This window comes from Mesorhizobium sp. WSM4821 (genome assembly GCF_055901555.1).
The window spans coordinates 6,716,593-6,735,422 of the sequence record NZ_CM148371.1 but is presented as its reverse complement, the minus strand read 5'-3'; the positions used below and the strand labels follow the sequence as shown (position 1 = coordinate 6,735,422).

Annotated in this window: 14 protein-coding genes; 2 read left to right on the top strand and 12 right to left on the bottom strand. The window is 63.8% G+C overall.

The features are described from left to right. Window positions 1–50: 50 nt before the first annotated feature. Window positions 51–1,544 (top strand): aldehyde dehydrogenase family protein, encoded by a 1,494-nt coding sequence (locus AC0NID_RS32900; protein ID WP_473454370.1) that lies wholly within the window; start codon window positions 51–53, stop codon window positions 1,542–1,544. Window positions 1,545–1,704: 160 nt separating this feature from the next. Here AC0NID_RS32900 and AC0NID_RS32895 read toward each other — a convergent pair whose 3' ends face one another. From AC0NID_RS32895 to AC0NID_RS32840, 12 genes are all read right to left on the bottom strand, one after another. Beyond that, window positions 1,705–3,414, bottom strand: a complete 1,710-nt coding sequence (locus tag AC0NID_RS32895; RefSeq protein WP_473454369.1) for an APC family permease — start codon at window positions 3,412–3,414, stop codon at window positions 1,705–1,707. Window positions 3,415–3,693: 279 nt separating this feature from the next. Then, on the bottom strand, window positions 3,694–6,063 hold the full coding sequence (locus AC0NID_RS32890; RefSeq protein WP_473454368.1) for a DUF1989 domain-containing protein: 2,370 nt from the start codon (window positions 6,061–6,063) through the stop codon (window positions 3,694–3,696). A 126-nt stretch (window positions 6,064–6,189) separates the two neighbouring features. Then, window positions 6,190–6,816 carry a sarcosine oxidase subunit gamma gene (locus tag AC0NID_RS32885; protein WP_473454367.1) on the bottom strand — a complete coding sequence of 209 codons (627 nt, stop codon included), beginning with the start codon at window positions 6,814–6,816 and terminating at the stop codon, window positions 6,190–6,192. Then, the gene (locus AC0NID_RS32880) at window positions 6,809–9,793 is read right to left on the bottom strand and encodes a sarcosine oxidase subunit alpha (protein WP_473454366.1); all 2,985 of its coding nucleotides are present in this window, start codon (window positions 9,791–9,793) and stop codon (window positions 6,809–6,811) included. The genes AC0NID_RS32885 and AC0NID_RS32880 overlap by 8 nt, the downstream gene beginning before the upstream one ends. Then, window positions 9,793–10,068 carry a sarcosine oxidase subunit delta gene (locus AC0NID_RS32875; RefSeq protein ID WP_473454365.1) on the bottom strand — a complete coding sequence of 92 codons (276 nt, stop codon included), beginning with the start codon at window positions 10,066–10,068 and terminating at the stop codon, window positions 9,793–9,795. The genes AC0NID_RS32880 and AC0NID_RS32875 overlap by 1 nt, the downstream gene beginning before the upstream one ends. 16 nt (window positions 10,069–10,084) lie before the next feature. Then, window positions 10,085–11,338, bottom strand: a complete 1,254-nt coding sequence (locus AC0NID_RS32870; RefSeq protein ID WP_473454364.1) for a sarcosine oxidase subunit beta family protein — start codon at window positions 11,336–11,338, stop codon at window positions 10,085–10,087. Between the two features lie 91 nt (window positions 11,339–11,429). Next, entirely contained in the window at window positions 11,430–12,737 is a 1,308-nt protein-coding gene (gene glnT / locus AC0NID_RS32865; RefSeq protein WP_473454363.1) for a type III glutamate--ammonia ligase, read from the bottom strand. A gap of 39 nt (window positions 12,738–12,776) precedes the next feature. Then, window positions 12,777–14,105, bottom strand: a complete 1,329-nt coding sequence (locus AC0NID_RS32860) for an FMN-binding glutamate synthase family protein (RefSeq protein WP_473454362.1) — start codon at window positions 14,103–14,105, stop codon at window positions 12,777–12,779. A 6-nt stretch (window positions 14,106–14,111) separates the two neighbouring features. Next, window positions 14,112–14,855: a GltB/FmdC/FwdC-like GXGXG domain-containing protein gene (locus AC0NID_RS32855; protein WP_473454361.1), complete on the bottom strand. Its 744-nt coding sequence runs from the start codon at window positions 14,853–14,855 to the stop codon at window positions 14,112–14,114. 4 nt (window positions 14,856–14,859) lie between these two features. Further along, the gene (locus AC0NID_RS32850) at window positions 14,860–15,756 is read right to left on the bottom strand and encodes a class II glutamine amidotransferase (protein ID WP_473454360.1); all 897 of its coding nucleotides are present in this window, start codon (window positions 15,754–15,756) and stop codon (window positions 14,860–14,862) included. Window positions 15,757–15,888: 132 nt separating this feature from the next. After that, on the bottom strand, window positions 15,889–16,107 hold the full coding sequence (locus tag AC0NID_RS32845) for a hypothetical protein (RefSeq protein WP_473454359.1): 219 nt from the start codon (window positions 16,105–16,107) through the stop codon (window positions 15,889–15,891). A gap of 23 nt (window positions 16,108–16,130) precedes the next feature. Then, the gene (locus AC0NID_RS32840; protein ID WP_473454358.1) at window positions 16,131–17,528 is read right to left on the bottom strand and encodes an ammonium transporter; all 1,398 of its coding nucleotides are present in this window, start codon (window positions 17,526–17,528) and stop codon (window positions 16,131–16,133) included. Window positions 17,529–17,696: 168 nt separating this feature from the next. Here AC0NID_RS32840 and AC0NID_RS32835 point away from each other — a divergent pair, with 168 nt between their 5' ends. Next, window positions 17,697–18,830, top strand: coding sequence for an aminomethyl transferase family protein (locus AC0NID_RS32835; RefSeq protein ID WP_473454357.1), 1,134 nt, complete (start codon window positions 17,697–17,699; stop codon window positions 18,828–18,830).

Here is an 18,830-nt window from a genome sequence, read left to right as displayed (position 1 = left end):
ATGTCCAAGGGTTAAATCCGCCACCGGCAGGAGCGCTGGAGGAGGACGTCATGACCATAGCTCAGGCACCGGTGGCGCCGCGCCAGCCGATCGACGGACGCCATCGCAAGATGTTCGTCGATGGCGCCTGGGTCGATGCCTGCTCGGGCCGGACCATGGAGACCCGCAATCCGGCCACCGGCGCGGTCATCGCCACGGTGCCGCGCGGCGACCGCGGGGATATCGAGCTGGCGGTGACTGCGGCGCGCAAGGCCTTCGACGGCCCGTGGAGCCGGTTCAAGCCCTATGAGCGGCAGGTGCTGCTCCTCAGGATCGCCGACCTCTTCGAAAAGCACTGGGAGGAGATCAGTCGGTCGGATACGACCGACATGGGCATGCCGATCGTGCGCACCCGCGCCAACCGCACCCGCGTCATCGGCATGCTGCGCTATTATGCTGGCATGGCGACGTCGCTGCATGGCGAGACGATCGAGAACTCGCTGCCCGGCGAAATCGTCTCCTTCACCCGCAAGGAGCCGGTCGGCGTCGTCGGCGCCATCATCCCCTGGAACGCACCAACGGCCGCTTCGGTCTGGAAGATCGGGCCGGCGCTGGCGACCGGCTGCACCATCGTGCTGAAACCTTCGGAAGTGGCGCCGCTGACGCCGCTGCTGATCGCCGACATCATGAACGAGGCCGGCGTTCCCAAAGGCGTCGTCAACATCGTGACCGGCACCGGCGCCGAAGCAGGTGCCGCACTTGCCGAGCATATGGGCGTCGACAAGATCGTCTTCACCGGCTCGACGGCGACCGGCCAGTCGATCGTCCGCGCCTCGGCCGGCAACCTCAAGCGCGTCTCGCTGGAGCTCGGCGGCAAGTCGCCGGTCATCGTCTGCGCCGACGCCGACCTCGACAAGGCGGTGCCGGTGGCGGCGATGTCGGTGTTCGCCAATTCCGGCCAGATCTGCATCGCCGGCTCGCGCCTGTTCGTCGAACGCTCCATCCATGACGACTTCGTCGCGCGGCTGGCGGCCTATGCCAGGGGTCTCAGGATCGGCGACGGCATCGACCCGGCGACCGAGATCGGCCCACTCGTCTCGGAGAAGCAACTGCAACGGGTCACCTCGTACCTCAAGGCCGGCACCGCGGAGGGCGCGACCCTCGTCACCGGCGGCACACGCCTCATGGAGGATGCGCTGGCCGCCGGCAATTTCGTCGCGCCGACCGTCTTTGCCGGCGTTTCGGACGACATGAAGATCGCGCGCGAGGAAATCTTCGGACCGGTCGCCTCAGTGCTGCCCTTCGATACGCTCGACGAGGCGGTCGAGCGGGCCAACAACACGCCCTATGGTCTCGCGGCGGGGGTCTTCACCCGCAATCTCGCCACGGCGCACCAACTCTCGCGAAAAATCCGCGCCGGCTCCGTCTGGGTGAATACCTATCACGCCATCGATCCCGCGGTACCCTTCGGCGGCTACAAGATGAGCGGCTACGGACGCGAGGGCGGTGCCGAGCACCTCGACGAGTATCTCAACATCAAGGGCGTGTTCATCAAGATCGATTGAGTGGCCTGCCCGATCCCTGAAACAAAAAACCCGCCTCGGCGGCGGGTCGTCGGCGCAAATCAGCACCATGCCTAAATCCATAGATAACTGCCTGCACAAAGCAAGAACAAACATCCAGGGATCGAGCGCGCATCGCGCGCTCGATCCCTGGAGGCGCACGTCAGATGACGAACAGCCAGTTGGCCAGCAGCATCACCACCACGCCGGCGATCAATGTCAGATAGGGCAGGATTCCTGCCTTGCGGACGGTAAGATCGGTCGCCTCCATGCCGAGATCGGCCAGCATATGATCGGGAAACTTGCCGCCGTCCTGGATGTAATGCCGGAAGCAGAACACCGGGATGATCAGGGCAGCGGTGATCAGCCCGGCCCATAGCGCCATCGGGTTCCAGACCTTTGCCCCGGCGCCCATGAAGATCATGTTGACATAGGCAAAGATGGCGCCGAGGCCGAGCAGCCAGCTCGGCGCTTTCCACGGCCGCGCGATATGACCGTTGTCGATGCGATGGATCCAGCCGGCATTGAGGTTGAGGAAGTTGAAGATGATGTAGCCGCAATTCGACACGGCGAGGATGAAGAAGAAGCTCGTCGCGTCGGCCGAGGCGATGGCCAGCACGACCAGGTTGAAGATCAGATCGGTCCACATCGCCCGGGTCGGCGCGCCGTGCTCGTTGACGTGGCTGAGATAGCGCGGCAGCCAGCCATCGACGGAGCCCTGATAGAGCGTGCGCGAGGAACCTGCCATCGCCGTCATGATGCACAGCACCAGTGCCAGGATCATCAGCATCACCAGCAGGCTGTGGATCAACTGTCCGCCGCCGACCATGCCGGCCAAGGCATCGGCAACGCCGGAGCCGTCGACGATCGGGGTGGCCAACATGCCGTTCAAGCCGAGCACGCCCTGGAAGGTGAACGGCACCAGGATGAACAGCAGCATGCACAGCAGGCCGGAATAGAAAATCGCCTTGAATGTGTCGGTGCCGGGATTCTTGAACTCGGACGTGTAGCAGACGGCGGTCTCGAAGCCGTAGGTCGACCAGGCGGCGATGAACATGCCGCCGAGGACGAGCGTCCAGCCGGCGACGTTCCACGCGCCGGGCTCGGGCGCATAGGCGGCCGCCAGCGGCACCAGCGGCGAAAAGTTGGCCCAGTTGATCTGGCCGGTGACGATCGGCACGACGCCGACGATCAGCATCGGGATGATGACGAACAGGCCGATATACTTCTGCACATTGGCCGTGCCCAGGATGCCGCGATGCTGGATGGAGAAGATGATCAGCATCAGCACCGCGCCGATGAAGAAAGTGGCGTTGAAGGTGAAGGAGACCGGACCCAGCGTGTGACCGTAGAGCGTCCAGTTGCGGATCGCCGGCGTGGCGGCCGCTGTCACCGCGGCAATCGCGTCGGCGGCACTGGTTCCGGCATGGGCCGCGATATAGGTGGCGACTTCCGGCGAGGCGTCGCTAAACAGCGGCACCGGCGCCAATGCGTTGAGGATGTAGGCGGCGGCGATCGAACAGCCGAGCGACAGCACCGGCGACCAGGCGAACCAGTTGCACCAGACCGAGAGCGGCGCGATGAACTTGGAGTAACGCAGCCATGCGGTGGCGCCGTAGACCGAGGCGCCGCCGGATTTGTTCGGGAACAGGCCGGCGATCTCCGCATAGGTGAAGGATTGCAGGAAGCCCATGACCATGGACGCGGTCCAGATCGCGAAGGCCAGCGTTCCGGTCGTGCCGGCAATGCCGCCGATCGAAAACAGGACAAGGGCGGGTACGCCGCTTGCCACCCAGAAGGCGCCGCGCCAGTCGATGTTCCGCTGCAACTGCCCTTCGGCAGGTTGCTCCAGGACAGTGGTTATCGTGCTCATATGCGTGCATTCCCCATTTTGATGTTCCCCGTCGGCGACAGCCGCGATCTCGCAAGGCGTTGTCGCCGACGCATGGTTTGACCGACGTCGGGTGTTTCCGCTCAGTTGTTTTTTTTTCTTAACAGTGAAGATTGACTCGGCCCGCTTCCACGTCAAGCTTTTTGTGAAGCTGTGCACATCACGTCTGTAACGTACGCGTCAAACACTCGTCAGCAGTCAGCAGTCAGCAGTCAGCCGACACCGTCGCCGAGGTCGGTCGATGCCTCTTGAAAGTGGCGATCAGGAGCGCGGTCTGGTCTTTTGCGGATCGTAGTGGGCGAAGGGCACGACGCGTGCCGGCAGCCGCTTGGCATGGCCGTCGAGCTTGCCGATTTCGACCTCGGTGCCGGTCGCGGCATGGGTGACGTCAAGCCTGGCAAGTGCGATGTTCTTGTTCAGCAGCGGCGAGCGCATGGCGGAAGTGACCTCGCCGATCTGGGCGCGGCCGACATGGACGCAGTCGCCGTGCCCGAGGGCGACATTGGCGTCGATGTCGAGGCCGACCAGTTTCTTCTGCGGGTTTTCCTTGCGCCGAATCAGCGCCTCGCGGCCGATGAAGTCGTCGGTCTTGGTCTTCAGCGGCACGGTGAAGCCGATGCCGGCCTCGAAGGGATCGGTCTGGTCGGAAAACTCGTAACCGGCAAAGATCAGCCCGGCCTCGATGCGCACCATGTCAAGCGCTAGCAGCCCCATCGGCTTCAGGCCATGCGGCTGGCCGGCCTCCCAGATGGCGTCGAACACCTTTTCGGCGTCGCGCGGATGGCACCAGATCTCGTAGCCGAGTTCGCCGGTGTAGCCGGTGCGCGAGACGACGACCGGAATGCCGTTGCCGCCGCCGATGCGCGCCACGGCGAAGCGGAACCATTCGAGCTCCTCGATCGACGGCTGCAGGGGCGAGGTCCAGATGATCTCTTTGAGGATGTCGCGGCTCTTCGGCCCCTGCACGGCGACATTGTGCATCTGGTCGGTCGACGAGCGCACCAGCACGTTGAGGCCGAGTCTTGTCGCCGTCTCACGCAGCCATTCGCCGGACAAATCATCGCCGCCGACCCAGCGGAAATTGTCCTTGCCGAGCCTGAGCAGCGTGCCGTCGTCGATCATGCCGCCATGCTCGTAGCACATCGCGGAATAGACGACCTGGCCGACGCCGAGCTTCTTCACGTCGCGGGTCAGCGTGTATTGCAGCAGTGCTTCGGAATCCGGGCCGGTGACCTCGAACTTGCGCAGCGGCGACAGGTCCATGATGACGGCATCCCGCCGGCAGGCCCAGTATTCGTCGATTGGGCCCTCTTTGGCGAATGAATTGGCCAGCCAATAGCCCCTGTACTCGACGAAGTTGCGGGTGTGCTTGGCAAAGCTCGAATGAAAGGCGGTCTCGCGGGTCATTTTCGGTTCCGAATCGGGCGTCATGCGTCTGGCGATCGCTCGCGAGAATTTGTGCTGGCCGGAATAGGTCCGCACGTGGATGTCGGTCAGGTTCCAGCCATTGGCGGGCGTGGTGTCGTCGGGGCAGGCGGACGAGACGCAGACGATGTCGGTGAGCGCCCGCAGCAGCACATAATCGCCCGGCCGCGACCATGGCTCGTCGGAAACCATGACGCCATGCGCGTCGATCGCCGTGTTGAAGAAGAAGTTGATCGCCATCCATCCCGCGCGGGGATTCACGCCTTTGTCCGAGAGCGCGCGGTTGAAATTCTCCGAGCAGTTGGGGTGACCGGGATAACCGATGTCGTCGTAATATTTGGCGGCGCAGGCGAGCGCGAATGCGTCGTGCCGACCGCATGTGTCCTGGACCACTTCGACCAGCGGCTCCATGTCCTGGTCGTAGTATTTCGAATGCAGGCCGGGCATCGGATAGCTCGAGCCCATCAGCGTGCGGGTTGTCGTCACGTCGAGCGGATGGTCACGCCCCTTGTCCAGCTTGCGCGCCGAAAAACACTGGAAGTCGGTGCATTGGCGTCCGTCGACATCGATGATCTGCAGATAATCGCCCGCCTTGACGAAATAGGATTCCGCCGTCGCCGAACGGACGCGCAATTCGAGAACCGGATCGGCAAGCGGATCGCCCAATTGCGATTTCGCCGCGGGTCGGATCGTGGCACGGCGGACGATGACGCTGATCGGTGTTGCCGTGTCGTGGCCGTCGACCAGCATCGGCCCGCCCGGGGCGGCAATGATCATCGAGCCGTCGCGGGCGACGCTAAATCCCTGTTCCGTGCCGGCTGGGGTTGCGCCGCCGAACACGCGAACCGCCTTTGGCTGATCAAGCTGCACCTGGCGGCGCTGCAGTCCGCGGCGCAGCGCGGCGAGGCTGTTGTCACCCTCGGCCAGCAGCGCCTTGATCCCGGCGGCGTTGCTGTTCGATTTCTCACCGAGAATGCCGGGATCGGTCGTGCCGCTCTTGTCCCATGCCAAAAGTTCGCAAGCCTGGCCGCCTTCGACATTGCGCACGCTGATCGTATCGCCGGCCTCGACGTCGATGAGCACCGCGCCATTGCCCTGGATCGTATAACGTTCCATGCCGGCCGGCAGCCCGATCTGGCCGGGCCTGAGGATCAGGCTCGGACGAGGCGGTCCGGCAGCGACGGCGGGGTAGGGCGACTGGCTCATCTCGACCCTGTGTCTGAAGAAACAAGTTTGCCTGTACGTGAAATTATTTTAGCGGCAAGAATAGGCAGCGAGGCCGGATTTGGCAAGGTGAAGCGGCGTGACGCACCTCGCCGGCGTGGCGGATCTCTACGCGAATTCCTCGGAATGACCGATATCGACGCGATATTCGGCGGCCGCGTCGAGCATCGTGTGCCACAGGCTTTCCGCGAAGGTCGCAAAAACCAGGAGATTGAACACAGCCTGTCCGTCCGTCCGGTCTTTGCCGCGCCAGAGCGTGACGCTGGTGTGATCCATCAAGGTCGTGGCAGCGGCGCCGATCGGCAATGCGTGCGGGTGCAGGTCGATCGACGACAGCTTGGCCAGCATGGTGCGCGCCTTGGCGCCCGAGACGCTGATCAGGGCACGCGCATGCGACTGGTCCGACAGCGAGGCGGATTGCGAAAACGCCTGGCTCAAAATGTCCATGTGTTTGCCGTCCTTCGACAGCACGAGGAACTGATCCGGCCCAGACCAGATCAGCGTGGCGTCCTCAGCCTGGGCCACCCAGGGCGCATCCGGAACTGACACGCCGAAACGCGCTTTGGCGGCGCTTGCCAAATCAGCCCATCTGCCGCGTCGCGCCATGATCTGGATCAGGTCGAAATTGCGAACTTCCGTGAGCGAAATGCCGGGCTCGACGTCACGCGCGCCGTAGGCTCCCGCAACAAGCGCGTGCTCCAGCGGACTGCGGGAAATCCAGGAAAATTCAGCCACGCTGGCGCCCTCCATCCGGATCGTAGAACACGGGATTGCACAGCTCGACGTCATAGTCCTCGCCACGCAAGGGATCGTGCGCATGGACGATCTCGCTGATGCGTTCGCGGCCACGCTCGACAAGCGCGAGCCCGATCCACTGGTCGAGCGTCGGCGAGAAGCAGACCGAGGTGACATAGCCCTGGTCGTTGGCGGGACCCGGTATCTCGCCCTTCGGAATGACATGCGCGCCTGAACGCAAGCGGCGCGTCTTGTCGGTCGGCTTGATGCCGACCACGACCTGGCGATCCGCTGCCGCCAGCGCTTCGCGTCCGGCCATGACGCGTCCGACAAAATCCTTCTTGGTCGACATCATCTTGGCCAGGCCGAGATCGGCGGCCGTCGTCGTGCCGTTCAGTTCCGGCCCGGCGACATGGCCCTTTTCAATGCGCATGACGCCGAGCGCCTCGGTGCCGTAGGGTGTGACGCCGAATTGTTTGCCGGCCAGCATCAGATTGCGCACCAGCGCATCGCCGTAGCGGGCCGGAACGGAGATTTCGAAGGCCATCTCGCCGGAGAACGAGATGCGGAACAGCCGTGCCTTGAGGCCGCCGCGAAGCGAGACTTCCCGCGCCCCCATGAACGGAAATCCCTCGTTCGACAAATCCTCGGCGGGATCGACGATCTCCCTGAGCAGGTCCCGGGTCTTCGGCCCGGCAATCGAGAATTGCGCCCACTGGTCGGAGACCGACGTCAGTTGCACGTCGAGCTCGGGAAACAGCACCTGCCGGCAGAATTCGAGGTGCTGCATCACCGGGCCGGCCTTGGCGGTGGTGGTGGTCAGGAAATAGTGGTCCTCGGCCAGCCGCGACGTGGTGCCGTCGTCATAGACCATGCCGTCCTCGCGCAGCATAAGGCCGTAGCGCGCTTTTCCCACGGCAAGGCTGGAGAAGGTGTTGATGTAGACGCGGTCGAGGAAGGCGCCGGCGTCCGGGCCGTGCACGTCGATCTTGCCGAGCGTCGAGACGTCGCAGAAGCCGACGCCGGAGCGCACCGCCTTGACCTCGCGGGTGACCGTGACCAGCCAGTCCTTCTCGCCGGAACGCGGATACCATTGCGCGCGTTTCCACAGGCCGGTGTCGACGAACACCGCGCCCTGTTCGGCGGCCCAGTGATGCGACGGCGTCAGCCTTGTCGCATGAAAATTCTCGTCGCGGTGATGCCCGGCGAAGGCGCCGATGGCGACCGGCACATAAGGCGGACGGTAGATCGTCGTGCCGGTTTCGGGGATGGATTTGCCCGATAGCGCGGCCATGATGGCGAGGCCGGCGACGTTCGAGGTCTTGCCCTGGTCGGTGGCCATGCCGAGCGTCGTGTAGCGCTTCAGGTGCTCGACCGATTCGAAGCCTTCGCGCTGTGCCAATTCGATGTCCGAAGCGGTGACATCGTGCTGGTAATCGACAAAGGCCTTTCCTTTGCCGGCTACATGCCAGAGCGGGGTCAGCGAAAACGTCTCGTCGTCGGCGACCGGCGCCGTGCCGGGATTGCCGGCGCGCCCGGCGCTCTGCGCCGCCGCCGCACCGGCGGCAAACCCTTGGCTCAGGCAGGCGCCAAGCACAAACGTACCGTTGGCGGCGCCCGCGGCCAACATGCCGGGAGGCGCACTGTCCGGCACGAAGGCCGAAATATCGTCCTGCCATTTCGGCCGGCCGCGATGACAGGAGGTCAGCCCGACCGCCGGATTCCAGCCACCCGAAACGGCAAGCCCGTCGGCTTCGACCTCGGCGCGCGCCCCGCCGGTCAACGAGACCGCTATTTTCCGGACACCGTCCTTGCCGCCCTCGACCCCGACGACGGACCCGTTCAGCACGGGAAAGCCGGCTTTGATCGCAAGCGCGCGATGCGCGGAGGACACATCCGGACGCGAATCGACGACCGCCGCGACCTGCAATCCCGCACCGAGTGCTGTCTCAACCGTGCGCCAGCCATCCTCATTGCTGGTGAACAGCGCGAGGCGCTTTGCCGGCGTTGCCGCGTAGCGCGCGACATAGGTCCGCATCGCCGAAGCCATCATCACGCCGGGCGTGTCGTTGCCGGCAAAGACGATGGGCCGTTCGATGGCGCCGGCCGCAACGATCGAGCGTTTGGCCACGATCCGCCACAGCCGCTGGCGCACCTGGTGCTCCGGCGGCGACGGCAGGTGATCGTTGACCCGTTCGATCGCGCCATAGGTGCCGCCGTCATAGACGCCGAACAGCGTCGTGCGGGTCATGATGCGGACATCGGGCAGTGCTGCGAGCTCGGCCAGCGTGCGCGAAATCCATTCGGCTGCCGGCATGCCGTCGATCGTGCCGCCATCGGCAAGCAGGCGGCCGCCGAGGACGAAATCCTCCTCGCACAGGATGACGCGGGCGCCGCTGCGACCGGCGGCGAGCGCTGCCGCCAGCCCGGCCGGGCCGGAGCCGGCGATCAGCACGTCGCAATGCGCCCATGCCTTGTCGTAATGGTCGGGATCGGCAACGCCTGCCGCGCGCCCGAGGCCGGCGGCGCGGCGGATCGCCGGCTCGTAGATCGCCTCCCAGAACTTCGCCGGCCACATGAAGGTCTTGTAGTAGAAGCCGGCGACGAAGATCGGCGCGAACAGCTGGTTCACCGCCATCAGATCGTGGCGCAGCGACGGCCAGCGGTTCTGGCTGGCGGCTTCGAGACCGTCATAAAGTTCGGTGGTGGTCGCCTTGGTGTTCGGTTCGCGCCGGGCGCCGCTGCGCAGTTCGACCAGCGCGTTGGGCTCTTCCGAGCCTGCGGTCAGGATGCCGCGAGGCCGATGGTATTTGAACGAGCGGCCGACCAGCTTGACGCCGTTGGCGATCAGCGCCGAGGCGAGCGTATCGCCCTGGAAGCCGGCAAAGATCTTGCCGTCGAAGCTGAAATTCAGCGGCGCCGAACGATTGATAAAGCCGCCGCTCTCCAGCCGGTGTGTCTGGGCGAGGCTAACCATCAGGCGCCAACCTTGGCGGCGCCAACGCCCGCCGCCGCCTCGACCGAGGAAATCTCATGCGTCAGCGTGTTGCGGGCGATCTTCAGCCAGGCCCGGCAGCCGCCGCCATGATACCAGTGCTCGCTCGTCTCGCCGGCGACATTGTCGCGCAGATAGACGTAGTCGAATACCTCGTCTTCCGAGGCATCGGCTGCCGGACGGACCGGCTTGGCGTCGCCCAGACAGGTGAACTCGCCGAGTTCGCGTTCGCCGCAGAAGGGACAGACAATACGCATGGTTTCCGGGCCGTCCTCAGTGCAGGTTTGGTTGGGCGCCGACGCCCTTTTCATCGATCATCGCGCCACGCCGGAACCGGTCGAGGCGGAATCTTGCGGCCTCCTCATGCGGTTCGTCGCGCGCCAGAAGATGGGCAAAGACAAAGCCGGAGCCCGGCGTCGCCTTGAAGCCGCCATAGCACCAGCCGGCATTGAGGTAGAGCCCGTCCACCGGCGTCTTGTCGATGATCGGCGAACCGTCCATCGACATGTCCATGATGCCGCCCCACTGGCGCAAAAGCCGCACGCGGCCAATCATCGGCATCAGCGCCATGCCGCCCTCGCAGACGTCCTCCATGACCGGCATGTTGCCGCGCTGGGCGTAGGAATTGTAACCGTCTATGTCGCCGCCGAAGACCAGCCCGCCCTTGTCGGACTGGCTGACATAGAAATGGCCGGCGCCGAAGGTCATGACACCGGGAATGAGCGGCTTGATCGCCTCGGAGACAAAGGCCTGCAGCACATGGCTTTCGATCGGCAGGCGCAGTCCCGCCATGGCAGCGACGCGCGACGAACTGCCGGCGACAGCCATGCCGACCTTGCCGGCGCCGATTGTGCCGCGCGTCGTCTCAACGCCGGTCACCTTGCCGTTGGCGTCGCGCACGAAGCCCGACACTTCGCAATTCTGGATGATGTCGACGCCAAGCGCGCTCGCCGCATGGGCATAGCCCCAGACCACCGCGTCATGGCGCGCGGTGCCGCCACGCCGCTGCAGCAGCCCGCCCTGCACGGGAAAGCGGGCATTGTCGAAGTTCAGGAACGGCATCATCTTCCTGACCGCGGCGAGGTCGAGCAGCTCGGCGTCGATGCCGTTGATGCGCATCGTGTTGCCGCGCCGCGCATAGGCGTCGCGCTGCGCGTCGGAATGATAGAGGTTGATGACGCCGCGCTGGCTGACCATCGTGTTGTAGTTGAGATCCTGCTCCATCCGCTCCCACAGCTTCATCGACAGCTCGTAGAAGCCGGTATTGCCGGGCAGCCCGTAATTGGAGCGGATGATGGTGGTGTTACGGCCGGCATTGCCGGAGCCGATCCAGCCTTTCTCCAGCACGGCGACATTCCTGATGCCGTACTCACTGGCCAGGAACCATGCGGTGGCCAGGCCATGACCGCCGCCGCCGATGATCACCACGTCATAGCGATCCTTCGGGTTGGCGTCGCGCCATGTGCGCTGCCAGGTCTTGTGGCCGGAAAATGCGGCGCGGGCGAGCGAGAAGATCGAGTATTTCATAAGTCTGTTCCGAGATCGCTCGCGCCACGCAGGACCTTTCTCGACGCATCGGATTCATCCGAAAACCGCTTCACGCTTTCGGTCCGATGCTCTAGATGTCCAGCGTGTGGTCGCGCTCCCACTGGGTGAAGTGGGAAGCATAGGAATTCCATTCCTGGTGCTTCAGCTTTAGGTAGGCCGACGAGAATTCCTCACCCAGCGCCGCCTTGAGCGATTTGTCGTTGTCGAACTCGCGCAAGGCATCGAGCAGGTTGAGCGGCAGCTTCGGCGCGCCCTCGACCGTGTGTCCGAACTGGTACATGTCGATGTCGTAGCGCTTGCCGGGATCGGCCTGCGAGCGGATGCCGTCGAGGCCGGCGGCGATGATGACAGCCTGCAGCAGATAGGGGTTTGCCGCGCCGTCGGGCAGGCGCAGCTCGAAACGGCCGGGGCCGGGCACGCGCACCATATGGGTGCGGTTGTTGCCGGTCCAGGTCACCGAGTTCGGCGCCCAGGTGGCGCCCGAAATGGTGCGCGGCGCATTGATCCGCTTGTAGGAATTGACCGTCGGGTTGGTGATAGCCGCAAGTGCCGAGGCATGCTTCATGATGCCGCCGAGAAAATTCCTGCCCTTCGCCGACAGGCCGAGTTCCATGGCGTTGTCGGCAAAGACATTGGTCTTGCCGTCTCTGTCCCACACCGAGATGTGGGCGTGGCAGCCATTGCCGGTCAGGCCGGGGAATGGCTTCGGCATGAAGGTCGCGCGCAGTCCGTGCTTTTCGGCGACGGATCTCACCATGAACTTGAAGAAGGAGTGCTTGTCGGCGGTCGCCAGCGCATCGTCGAAAGCCCAGTTCATCTCGAACTGGCCGTTGGCGTCCTCATGGTCGTTCTGGTAGGGACCCCAGCCGAGCGCCAGCATATGGTCGCAGATCTCGGCGATCACGTCGTAGCGGCGCATCACCGCCTGCTGGTCGTAGCAGGGCTTCGACGCGGTGTCGTATTCGTCGGAAATCGCCTTGCCGTCCGGCGAGATCAGGAAGAACTCGGCCTCGACACCGGTCTTGACATGCATGCCGTCGCCGGCCGCCTCGGTGATCAGCCGCTTCAGCGTGTTGCGCGGTGCCTGGGCGACCGACTTGTCGTCCATGACGCAGTTGGCGGCGACCCAGGCGACGTCGGGCTTCCACGGCAACTGGATGACCGAATCCGCATCCGGCACCGCCAGCATGTCGGGATGCGCCGGCGTCAGGTCGAGCCAGGTGGCAAAGCCGGCAAAGCCCGCACCGTCCTTCTGCATGTCGGCAATGGCTTGCGCCGGCACCAGCTTGGCGCGCTGCCCACCGAACAGGTCGGTGTAGGAAATCATGAAATATTTGACGCCGTTCTCTTTGGCGAATGCGGCGAGATCGTTCCCCATTATAGTTCCTCGCTTACGGTATTTTTGGTGGTTTGAATCCTAGAAGCCGTTCTTCCCCGGTATCCAGTTGGTGCCGGCCAGCGGCACGCCGGCCATGGCGGCGGCTTCGATCGTCAGCGCAACGAGATCCTCGGGTTCGAGATTGTGCAGGCTGTTCTTGCCACAGGCGCGGGCAATCGTCTGCGCCTCGAGCGTCATCACCTTCAGGTAATTCGCCAACCGGCGCCCGGCGGCGATCGGGTCGAGCCGCTTCATAAGCTCGGGATCCTGCGTCGTGATGCCGGCCGGGTCGCGCCCCTCATGCCAATCGTCATAAGCGCCGGCGGTGGTGTCGAGCGCGTTGTAGTCCGCCTCCCATCGCGGATCGTTGTCGCCGAGCGCGACAAGTGCGGCCGTGCCGATCGACACCGCATCGACGCCGAGCGCCAGCGCCTTGGCGACATCGGCGCCGTTGCGGATGCCGCCGGAGATGATCAGCTGCACCTTGCGATGCATGCCGAGATCCTGCAGCGCCTGCACCGCCGGCCTGATGCAGGCAAGCGTCGGTTGGCCGACATTCTCGATGAACACTTCCTGGGTCGCGGCGGTGCCGCCCTGCATGCCGTCGATGACGACGACATCGGCGCCTGACTTCACCGCCAAGGCTGTATCGTAGTAGGGCCGCGCGCCGCCGACCTTGACGTAGATCGGCTTTTCCCAGTCGGTGATTTCGCGCAGTTCCAGGATCTTGATCTCGAGATCGTCGGGCCCGGTCCAGTCGGGGTGGCGCGAGGCCGAGCGCTGGTCGATGCCCTTCGGCAGCGTGCGCATTTCGGCGACCCGGTCGGAGATCTTCTGGCCGAGCAGCATGCCGCCGCCGCCGGGCTTGGCGCCCTGGCCAATGACGATCTCGATCGCATCCGCGCGCCGCAAATCGCGTGGGTTCATGCCATAGCGCGACGGCAGATACTGGTAGACCAGCGTCTTGGAATGACCGCGCTCTTCCTCGGTCATGCCGCCGTCGCCGGTGGTCGTCGAGGTGCCGGACAGCGTTGCCCCGCGGCCGAGCGCTTCCTTGGCCGGACCGGACAGCGACCCGAAACTCATGCCGGCGATGGTGATCGGGATTTTCAGCTCGATCGGCTTCTTGGCGTGGCGCGAACCGAGCACGACGCCAGTGTCGCAGCGCTCGCGGTAGCCTTCGAGCGGATAGCGCGAGATCGAGGCGCCGAGGACCAAAAGGTCGTCGAAATGCGGCAGCTTGCGCTTGGCGCCGCCGCCACGGATGTCATAGATGCCGGTCGCCGCGGCGCGGCGGATCTCGGAAAGCGTGTAGTCGTCGAAGGTCGCGGATTTGCGCGGCGTCGTCGGCGGGTTGCGATAGGTCATGCTGCCTCAATACGAGTCGGCGTTGTCGATGTTGAAATTGTAAAGCGTGCGCGCCGAGCCGTAACGCTTGAATTCCGCCGCGTTGACGCCGGTCACGCCGGCACGGTCGAGCAGGCCCTGCAGCAGTTCCAGATGCTCCGGCCGCATCTCCTTGGCGATGCAGTCGGCGCCGAGGCTGCCGACCTTGCCGCGCACGAACAGCCGCGCCTCGTAGATGGAATCGCCGAGCGCGTCACCCGCATCGCCTAGCACCACCAGATTGCCGGACTGCGCCATGAAGGCCGACATGTGGCCGATATTGCCATGGACGACGATGTCGATGCCCTTCATCGAAATGCCGCAGCGCGACGACGCATTGCCCTCGATGACCAGCAGTCCGCCCCTGCCGGTGGCGCCGGCATACTGGCTCGCATCGCCTTTGACCGTTATCGAGCCCGACATCATGTTCTCACCGACGCCGGGCCCGGCCGAGCCGTGCACCGTGATGGCGCTGCCGTCGTTCATGCCGCCGCAATAATAGCCGACGCTGCCGCGGACATCGATGGCGATCGGCTGGTCGACACCGACGGCGACCGAATGGCTGCCTTTCGGGTTGAGCACTTCCCAGGCGGTCTCGTTCGAGCCGGGGGTCAGATTGTGAAGCGCCTGGTTGAGTTCGCGCAGCGGCACCTCGGCCAGGTCGAAGGCCCGTGACGCCTGACTCTGGACATGGCCCTGGTCGAGGGTCTTGGAAACGTTGATTGCCGGCATCAGCTCAATGCTCCCAGAAATAGACGGTTGCGGGCTCGGGTTCCCAGACCCTCGCACTGTCTATGCCGGGCAGTTTGGTGAGCGCGCGATATTCCGAGCCGAAGGCGACATACTGATCGGTCTCGGCCATGACGGCAGGCTTGCAGGCGATCGGATCGCGCACCACGCCGAAACCGTTCTTGGTGCCGACGACGAAGGTGAAGAAGCCGTCGAGATCGCTCAGCGTGCCCTCCAGTGCTTCGCCGAGATTCTTGCCATGCGCCATCTGCGAGGAGAGATAGGCGGCCGCGACCTCGGTGTCGTTCTCGGTTTCGAATTTCATGCCTTCGCGGATCAGCTCGCGGCGGACATTGTTGTGATTGGACAGCGAGCCATTGTGCACCAGGCACTGGTCGGCGCCGGTCGAGAACGGATGCGCGCCCATCGTCGTCACCGCCGATTCCGTCGCCATGCGGGTATGGCCGATGCCATGCGTGCCGGTCATTGAGCGCACGTCGAAGCGATCGACGACGGCTTCCGGGAGGCCGACTTCCTTGTAGATTTCGACAACGTCGCCGGCGCCCATGATACGGATGTCGGGGCGCAGCGCCTGGATGGTCTCACGCGCTTCATCGATCTTGTCGGGCGTGGTCCTGACGACCGCATGCGTCGACTTCACGCTGACCGTCACCGGCGCTCCGATCGCCTTGGCGAGTTCGGCATCAAGATTGCCGAATTCATGCTCCGGCCTTGCCGACTGGATGGTGATCTTGGCCTCGTTGCCGGTTGGCGCGCCATAGATGGCGATGCCGGCGCTGTCGGGACCGCGATCACTGAGCGAGATCAGCATTTCCGACAGCATCGAGCCGAGCTGGGGCTCAAGCGACTTGTCCTTCAAAAAAAGTCCGACGATTCCGCACATGTCAGGCTCCCGAGGTGAGGTATGATCTGGGTGCTATCAGCTTCATGGATCAAATTCAACTCACATGAAAGTTTTTTTCATACTAAACAAGTCGCCCGGCGTAACCGAGGGCGCCGGGCGACGTGCTCCGATCTAATAGCGATCGATCGCCGCTCTCGTTTCCTCCCCGCTGCGATCCGCGGCCAAATCGGCCTCGATTTCAGCGTTCTCGTGGCGCGTCTGGAGGACGTGCCAGCCGATCCAGAAGACGAGGCCGATGATGACCATCAATACCTCGGAGCCCTGAAACGGGTAGATCGCGCCGACGTCCTTGAGATCGACGGCCCAGCTTTCCATTCCATTGGTCGACATTGCGAATTCTCCTTGTCCGTTGATTATTTCATCATGGCCTTTTCGGCGGCTCCCACGTCGCGGACCGACGCCTCGAAAGCATGGTTGAGGGCAAAGTCGACGCCCTCGAGTTCCACCTTCGCCGGTACGCGCAGGAGGTTCATGCTGTTGAGTATCTTGCAGACGACGAAGGTGGGAACGAAACCGAGCACGAACATCAGCACCGCGCCCGCGAAATTACCGAGCGGATTGATATGCGCGAAGCCCTCATAGGGCGAGGACGGCTGTCCCCATAGCATGAAGCCCGCCACCACGACCCCGAGGAAGCCGCCATAGCCGTGCACGGCAACGGCGCCCACCGCATCGTCGATCTTGAAGCGGCGTTCGACGAAATAGTGCAGTCTGTAGCAGATCGTCGGGACGATCGCGCCGATCAGCAGCGCCTGGATCGGGTGATAAAGGTCGTTGCCGGCCGAGGCCGAGATGACGCCGCAAAGCCCCATCGAGAACGTCCAGAAGGGGTCGCCTTTCGAGACGAGGTAGCCGGCCATCATGCCGCCCGACAGCGACATCAGGAAGTTGAAGGTGATCGCCGAGAGCGTCGTTGGCGCGAGATATATGTTGGTCGCCGTCCAGGTCTCGCCGGTGATCTGGCCGGCAATCGTGGCCGGGCTGATCAGCGGAATGTTGCACGCGGCATAGAAACCCCAGAATCCGGTGTAGATCAGGAACAGGCCGATCGTGACCAGCCACACATTGTGCGGCGGGATGTCTCGCGGCGTGCCGTCGGGCTTGAACTTGCCGATGCGCGGACCGAGCACGATGAGGAAGGCGAGCGCTGCTCCGCCGGCGATCGCATGCACGACGCCCGATGCGTAGGCGTCGTGATAGCCCCAAAGCTTCACCATCCAGCCTTGCGGATGCCATCCCCAGGACGCGTCGAGGATCCACAGCACCGAGCCGACCAGCACCGCGACGATCCAGAACGCGCCCGAACGCGCGCGTTCTATGATCGAACCCGAGATGATCGACGCCGTCGTGATGGAAAACAGCAGGAAGGCGCCCCAGAATACGCCGTTGAGTCGATGCCACAGCGCGGCGTCGGCAGGCGTAACTCCCGTCTCGCCTGGACTGACGCCGGACAGATGGGTGCCCATCAGCGGATTCCAGGCTTCAGCGAAAGGTGCCGTGACAAGTCCGCCCGCGATGCCCGGTCCGTTGGGGAAGCCGAAATAGATCCACCAACCGAAAAAGTAGAACGTGACCGTGACGAGCGGGATCGCCATCGCGTTCTTCATAAGCGTCTTCAGGTGATTGCGCCGGCGCGACACGCCGACCTCGTAGGTGCAGAATCCGACATGGATGAGAAACATCATGACGATGGTCACCCAGTAGTAGAATTCGGTGAAAATGGTCGTTAGAGCGTTGAGATTCCCTTCCATTTCATGTCCCCTCCGTTCAGTTGCGTTCCTTGCCTCTCAGTAAAACTTTTTGCATCTTAGTATTGCGCGCTTTTGGAGTTTTGAGTCAATATGGCGCGGACCGCCACATGGCCCTCAGTGCCCTGCAGCGGCGAAACGTCGGCAATCATGTTGAGGAGAAGCAAGTCCATGACGGCATCCTGGAGATTTTCGACCTTGGCGGATCGCCATCGTGCGCTCGGTTCGAAACTCGAAGACTGGAGCGGGATGGGCACCGCCTGGACCTACGACAAAGACGCCGACGAGGAATACATCGCCATCCGCACCAAGGCCGGGCTTATGGACGTATCCGGCCTGAAGAAGGTGCACATCACCGGGCCGCATGCCTCGCACCTGATCGACCTGGCAACGACGCGCGACGTCGAGAAAATATATCCCGGCAAGTCGGCCTATGCCTGCATGCTGAACGAGGCGGGAAAATTCACCGACGACTGCATCCTCTACCGCACCGGTCCGAATGCCTGGATGGTCGTGCACGGTTCGGGGACCGGCCATGAGGAGTTGCAGCGCGCCGCCATGGGCCGCGACGTCTCGCTGCGCTTCGACGACAATCTGCATGACCTTTCGCTGCAGGGGCCGATAGCCGTCGACTATCTGGCAAAGCATGTGCCGGGCATTCGCGAACTTGCCTATTTCCATCACGTGCAGACGCGGTTGTTCGGCTTTCCGGTGATGATCTCGCGCACCGGCTATACCGGCGAACGCGGTTACGAGATCTTCTGTCGCGGCCAGGATGCCGGCACGATCTGGGACACCATCCTTGAAGAGGGCAAGAGCGTCGGCATCATCCCGTGCCGGTTCACCACGCTCGACATGCTGCGCGTCGAGAGCTACCTCTTGTTCTACCCCTACGACAATTCGCAGAAATATCCGTTCGAGAACGAAGGCCCCGGCGACACGCTGTGGGAACTCGGCCTCGACTTCACCGTCAGCCCCGGCAAGACAGGCTTTCGCGGCGCCGAGGAGCACTACCGCCTCAAGGGCAAGGAGCGCTTCAAGATCTTTGGCGTGCTGCTCGAAGGCAAGGAACCGGCCGACGAGGGCGCGCCGGTCTATCGCGACGGCAAAAAGGTCGGCGTGGTGACCTGCGCCATGTATTCGCCGCTGGTCAAGAAGTCGATGGGCATCGCCCGGCTCGACGTCGACTGTGCCGTCCAGGGCACCAGGCTCGAAATCCGCAACCAGAGCGGCGCCATCGGCGCGACCGCCGAGCCGCTTCCGTTCGACGATCCGAAGAAGACCAAGCGCACGGCGAAAGGCTGA

Bases quoted from the DNA above. Each gene is read 5' to 3' on its own strand.
- AC0NID_RS32840 (WP_473454358.1), bottom strand. From the start codon at position 17,528: ATGGAAGGGAATCTCAACGCTCTAACGACCATTTTCACCGAATTCTAC.
- glnT (WP_473454363.1), bottom strand. From the start codon at position 12,737: ATGGGGAACGATCTCGCCGCATTCGCCAAAGAGAACGGCGTCAAATAT.
- AC0NID_RS32895 (WP_473454369.1), bottom strand. From the start codon at position 3,414: ATGAGCACGATAACCACTGTCCTGGAGCAACCTGCCGAAGGGCAGTTG.
- AC0NID_RS32835 (WP_473454357.1), top strand. From the start codon at position 17,697: ATGACGGCATCCTGGAGATTTTCGACCTTGGCGGATCGCCATCGTGCG.
- AC0NID_RS32850 (WP_473454360.1), bottom strand. From the start codon at position 15,756: ATGTGCGGAATCGTCGGACTTTTTTTGAAGGACAAGTCGCTTGAGCCC.
- AC0NID_RS32875 (WP_473454365.1), bottom strand. From the start codon at position 10,068: ATGCGTATTGTCTGTCCCTTCTGCGGCGAACGCGAACTCGGCGAGTTC.
- AC0NID_RS32845 (WP_473454359.1), bottom strand. From the start codon at position 16,107: ATGTCGACCAATGGAATGGAAAGCTGGGCCGTCGATCTCAAGGACGTC.
- AC0NID_RS32870 (WP_473454364.1), bottom strand. From the start codon at position 11,338: ATGAAATACTCGATCTTCTCGCTCGCCCGCGCCGCATTTTCCGGCCAC.
- AC0NID_RS32890 (WP_473454368.1), bottom strand. From the start codon at position 6,063: ATGAGCCAGTCGCCCTACCCCGCCGTCGCTGCCGGACCGCCTCGTCCG.
- AC0NID_RS32880 (WP_473454366.1), bottom strand. From the start codon at position 9,793: ATGGTTAGCCTCGCCCAGACACACCGGCTGGAGAGCGGCGGCTTTATC.
- AC0NID_RS32855 (WP_473454361.1), bottom strand. From the start codon at position 14,855: ATGCCGGCAATCAACGTTTCCAAGACCCTCGACCAGGGCCATGTCCAG.
- AC0NID_RS32900 (WP_473454370.1), top strand. From the start codon at position 51: ATGACCATAGCTCAGGCACCGGTGGCGCCGCGCCAGCCGATCGACGGA.
- AC0NID_RS32860 (WP_473454362.1), bottom strand. From the start codon at position 14,105: ATGACCTATCGCAACCCGCCGACGACGCCGCGCAAATCCGCGACCTTC.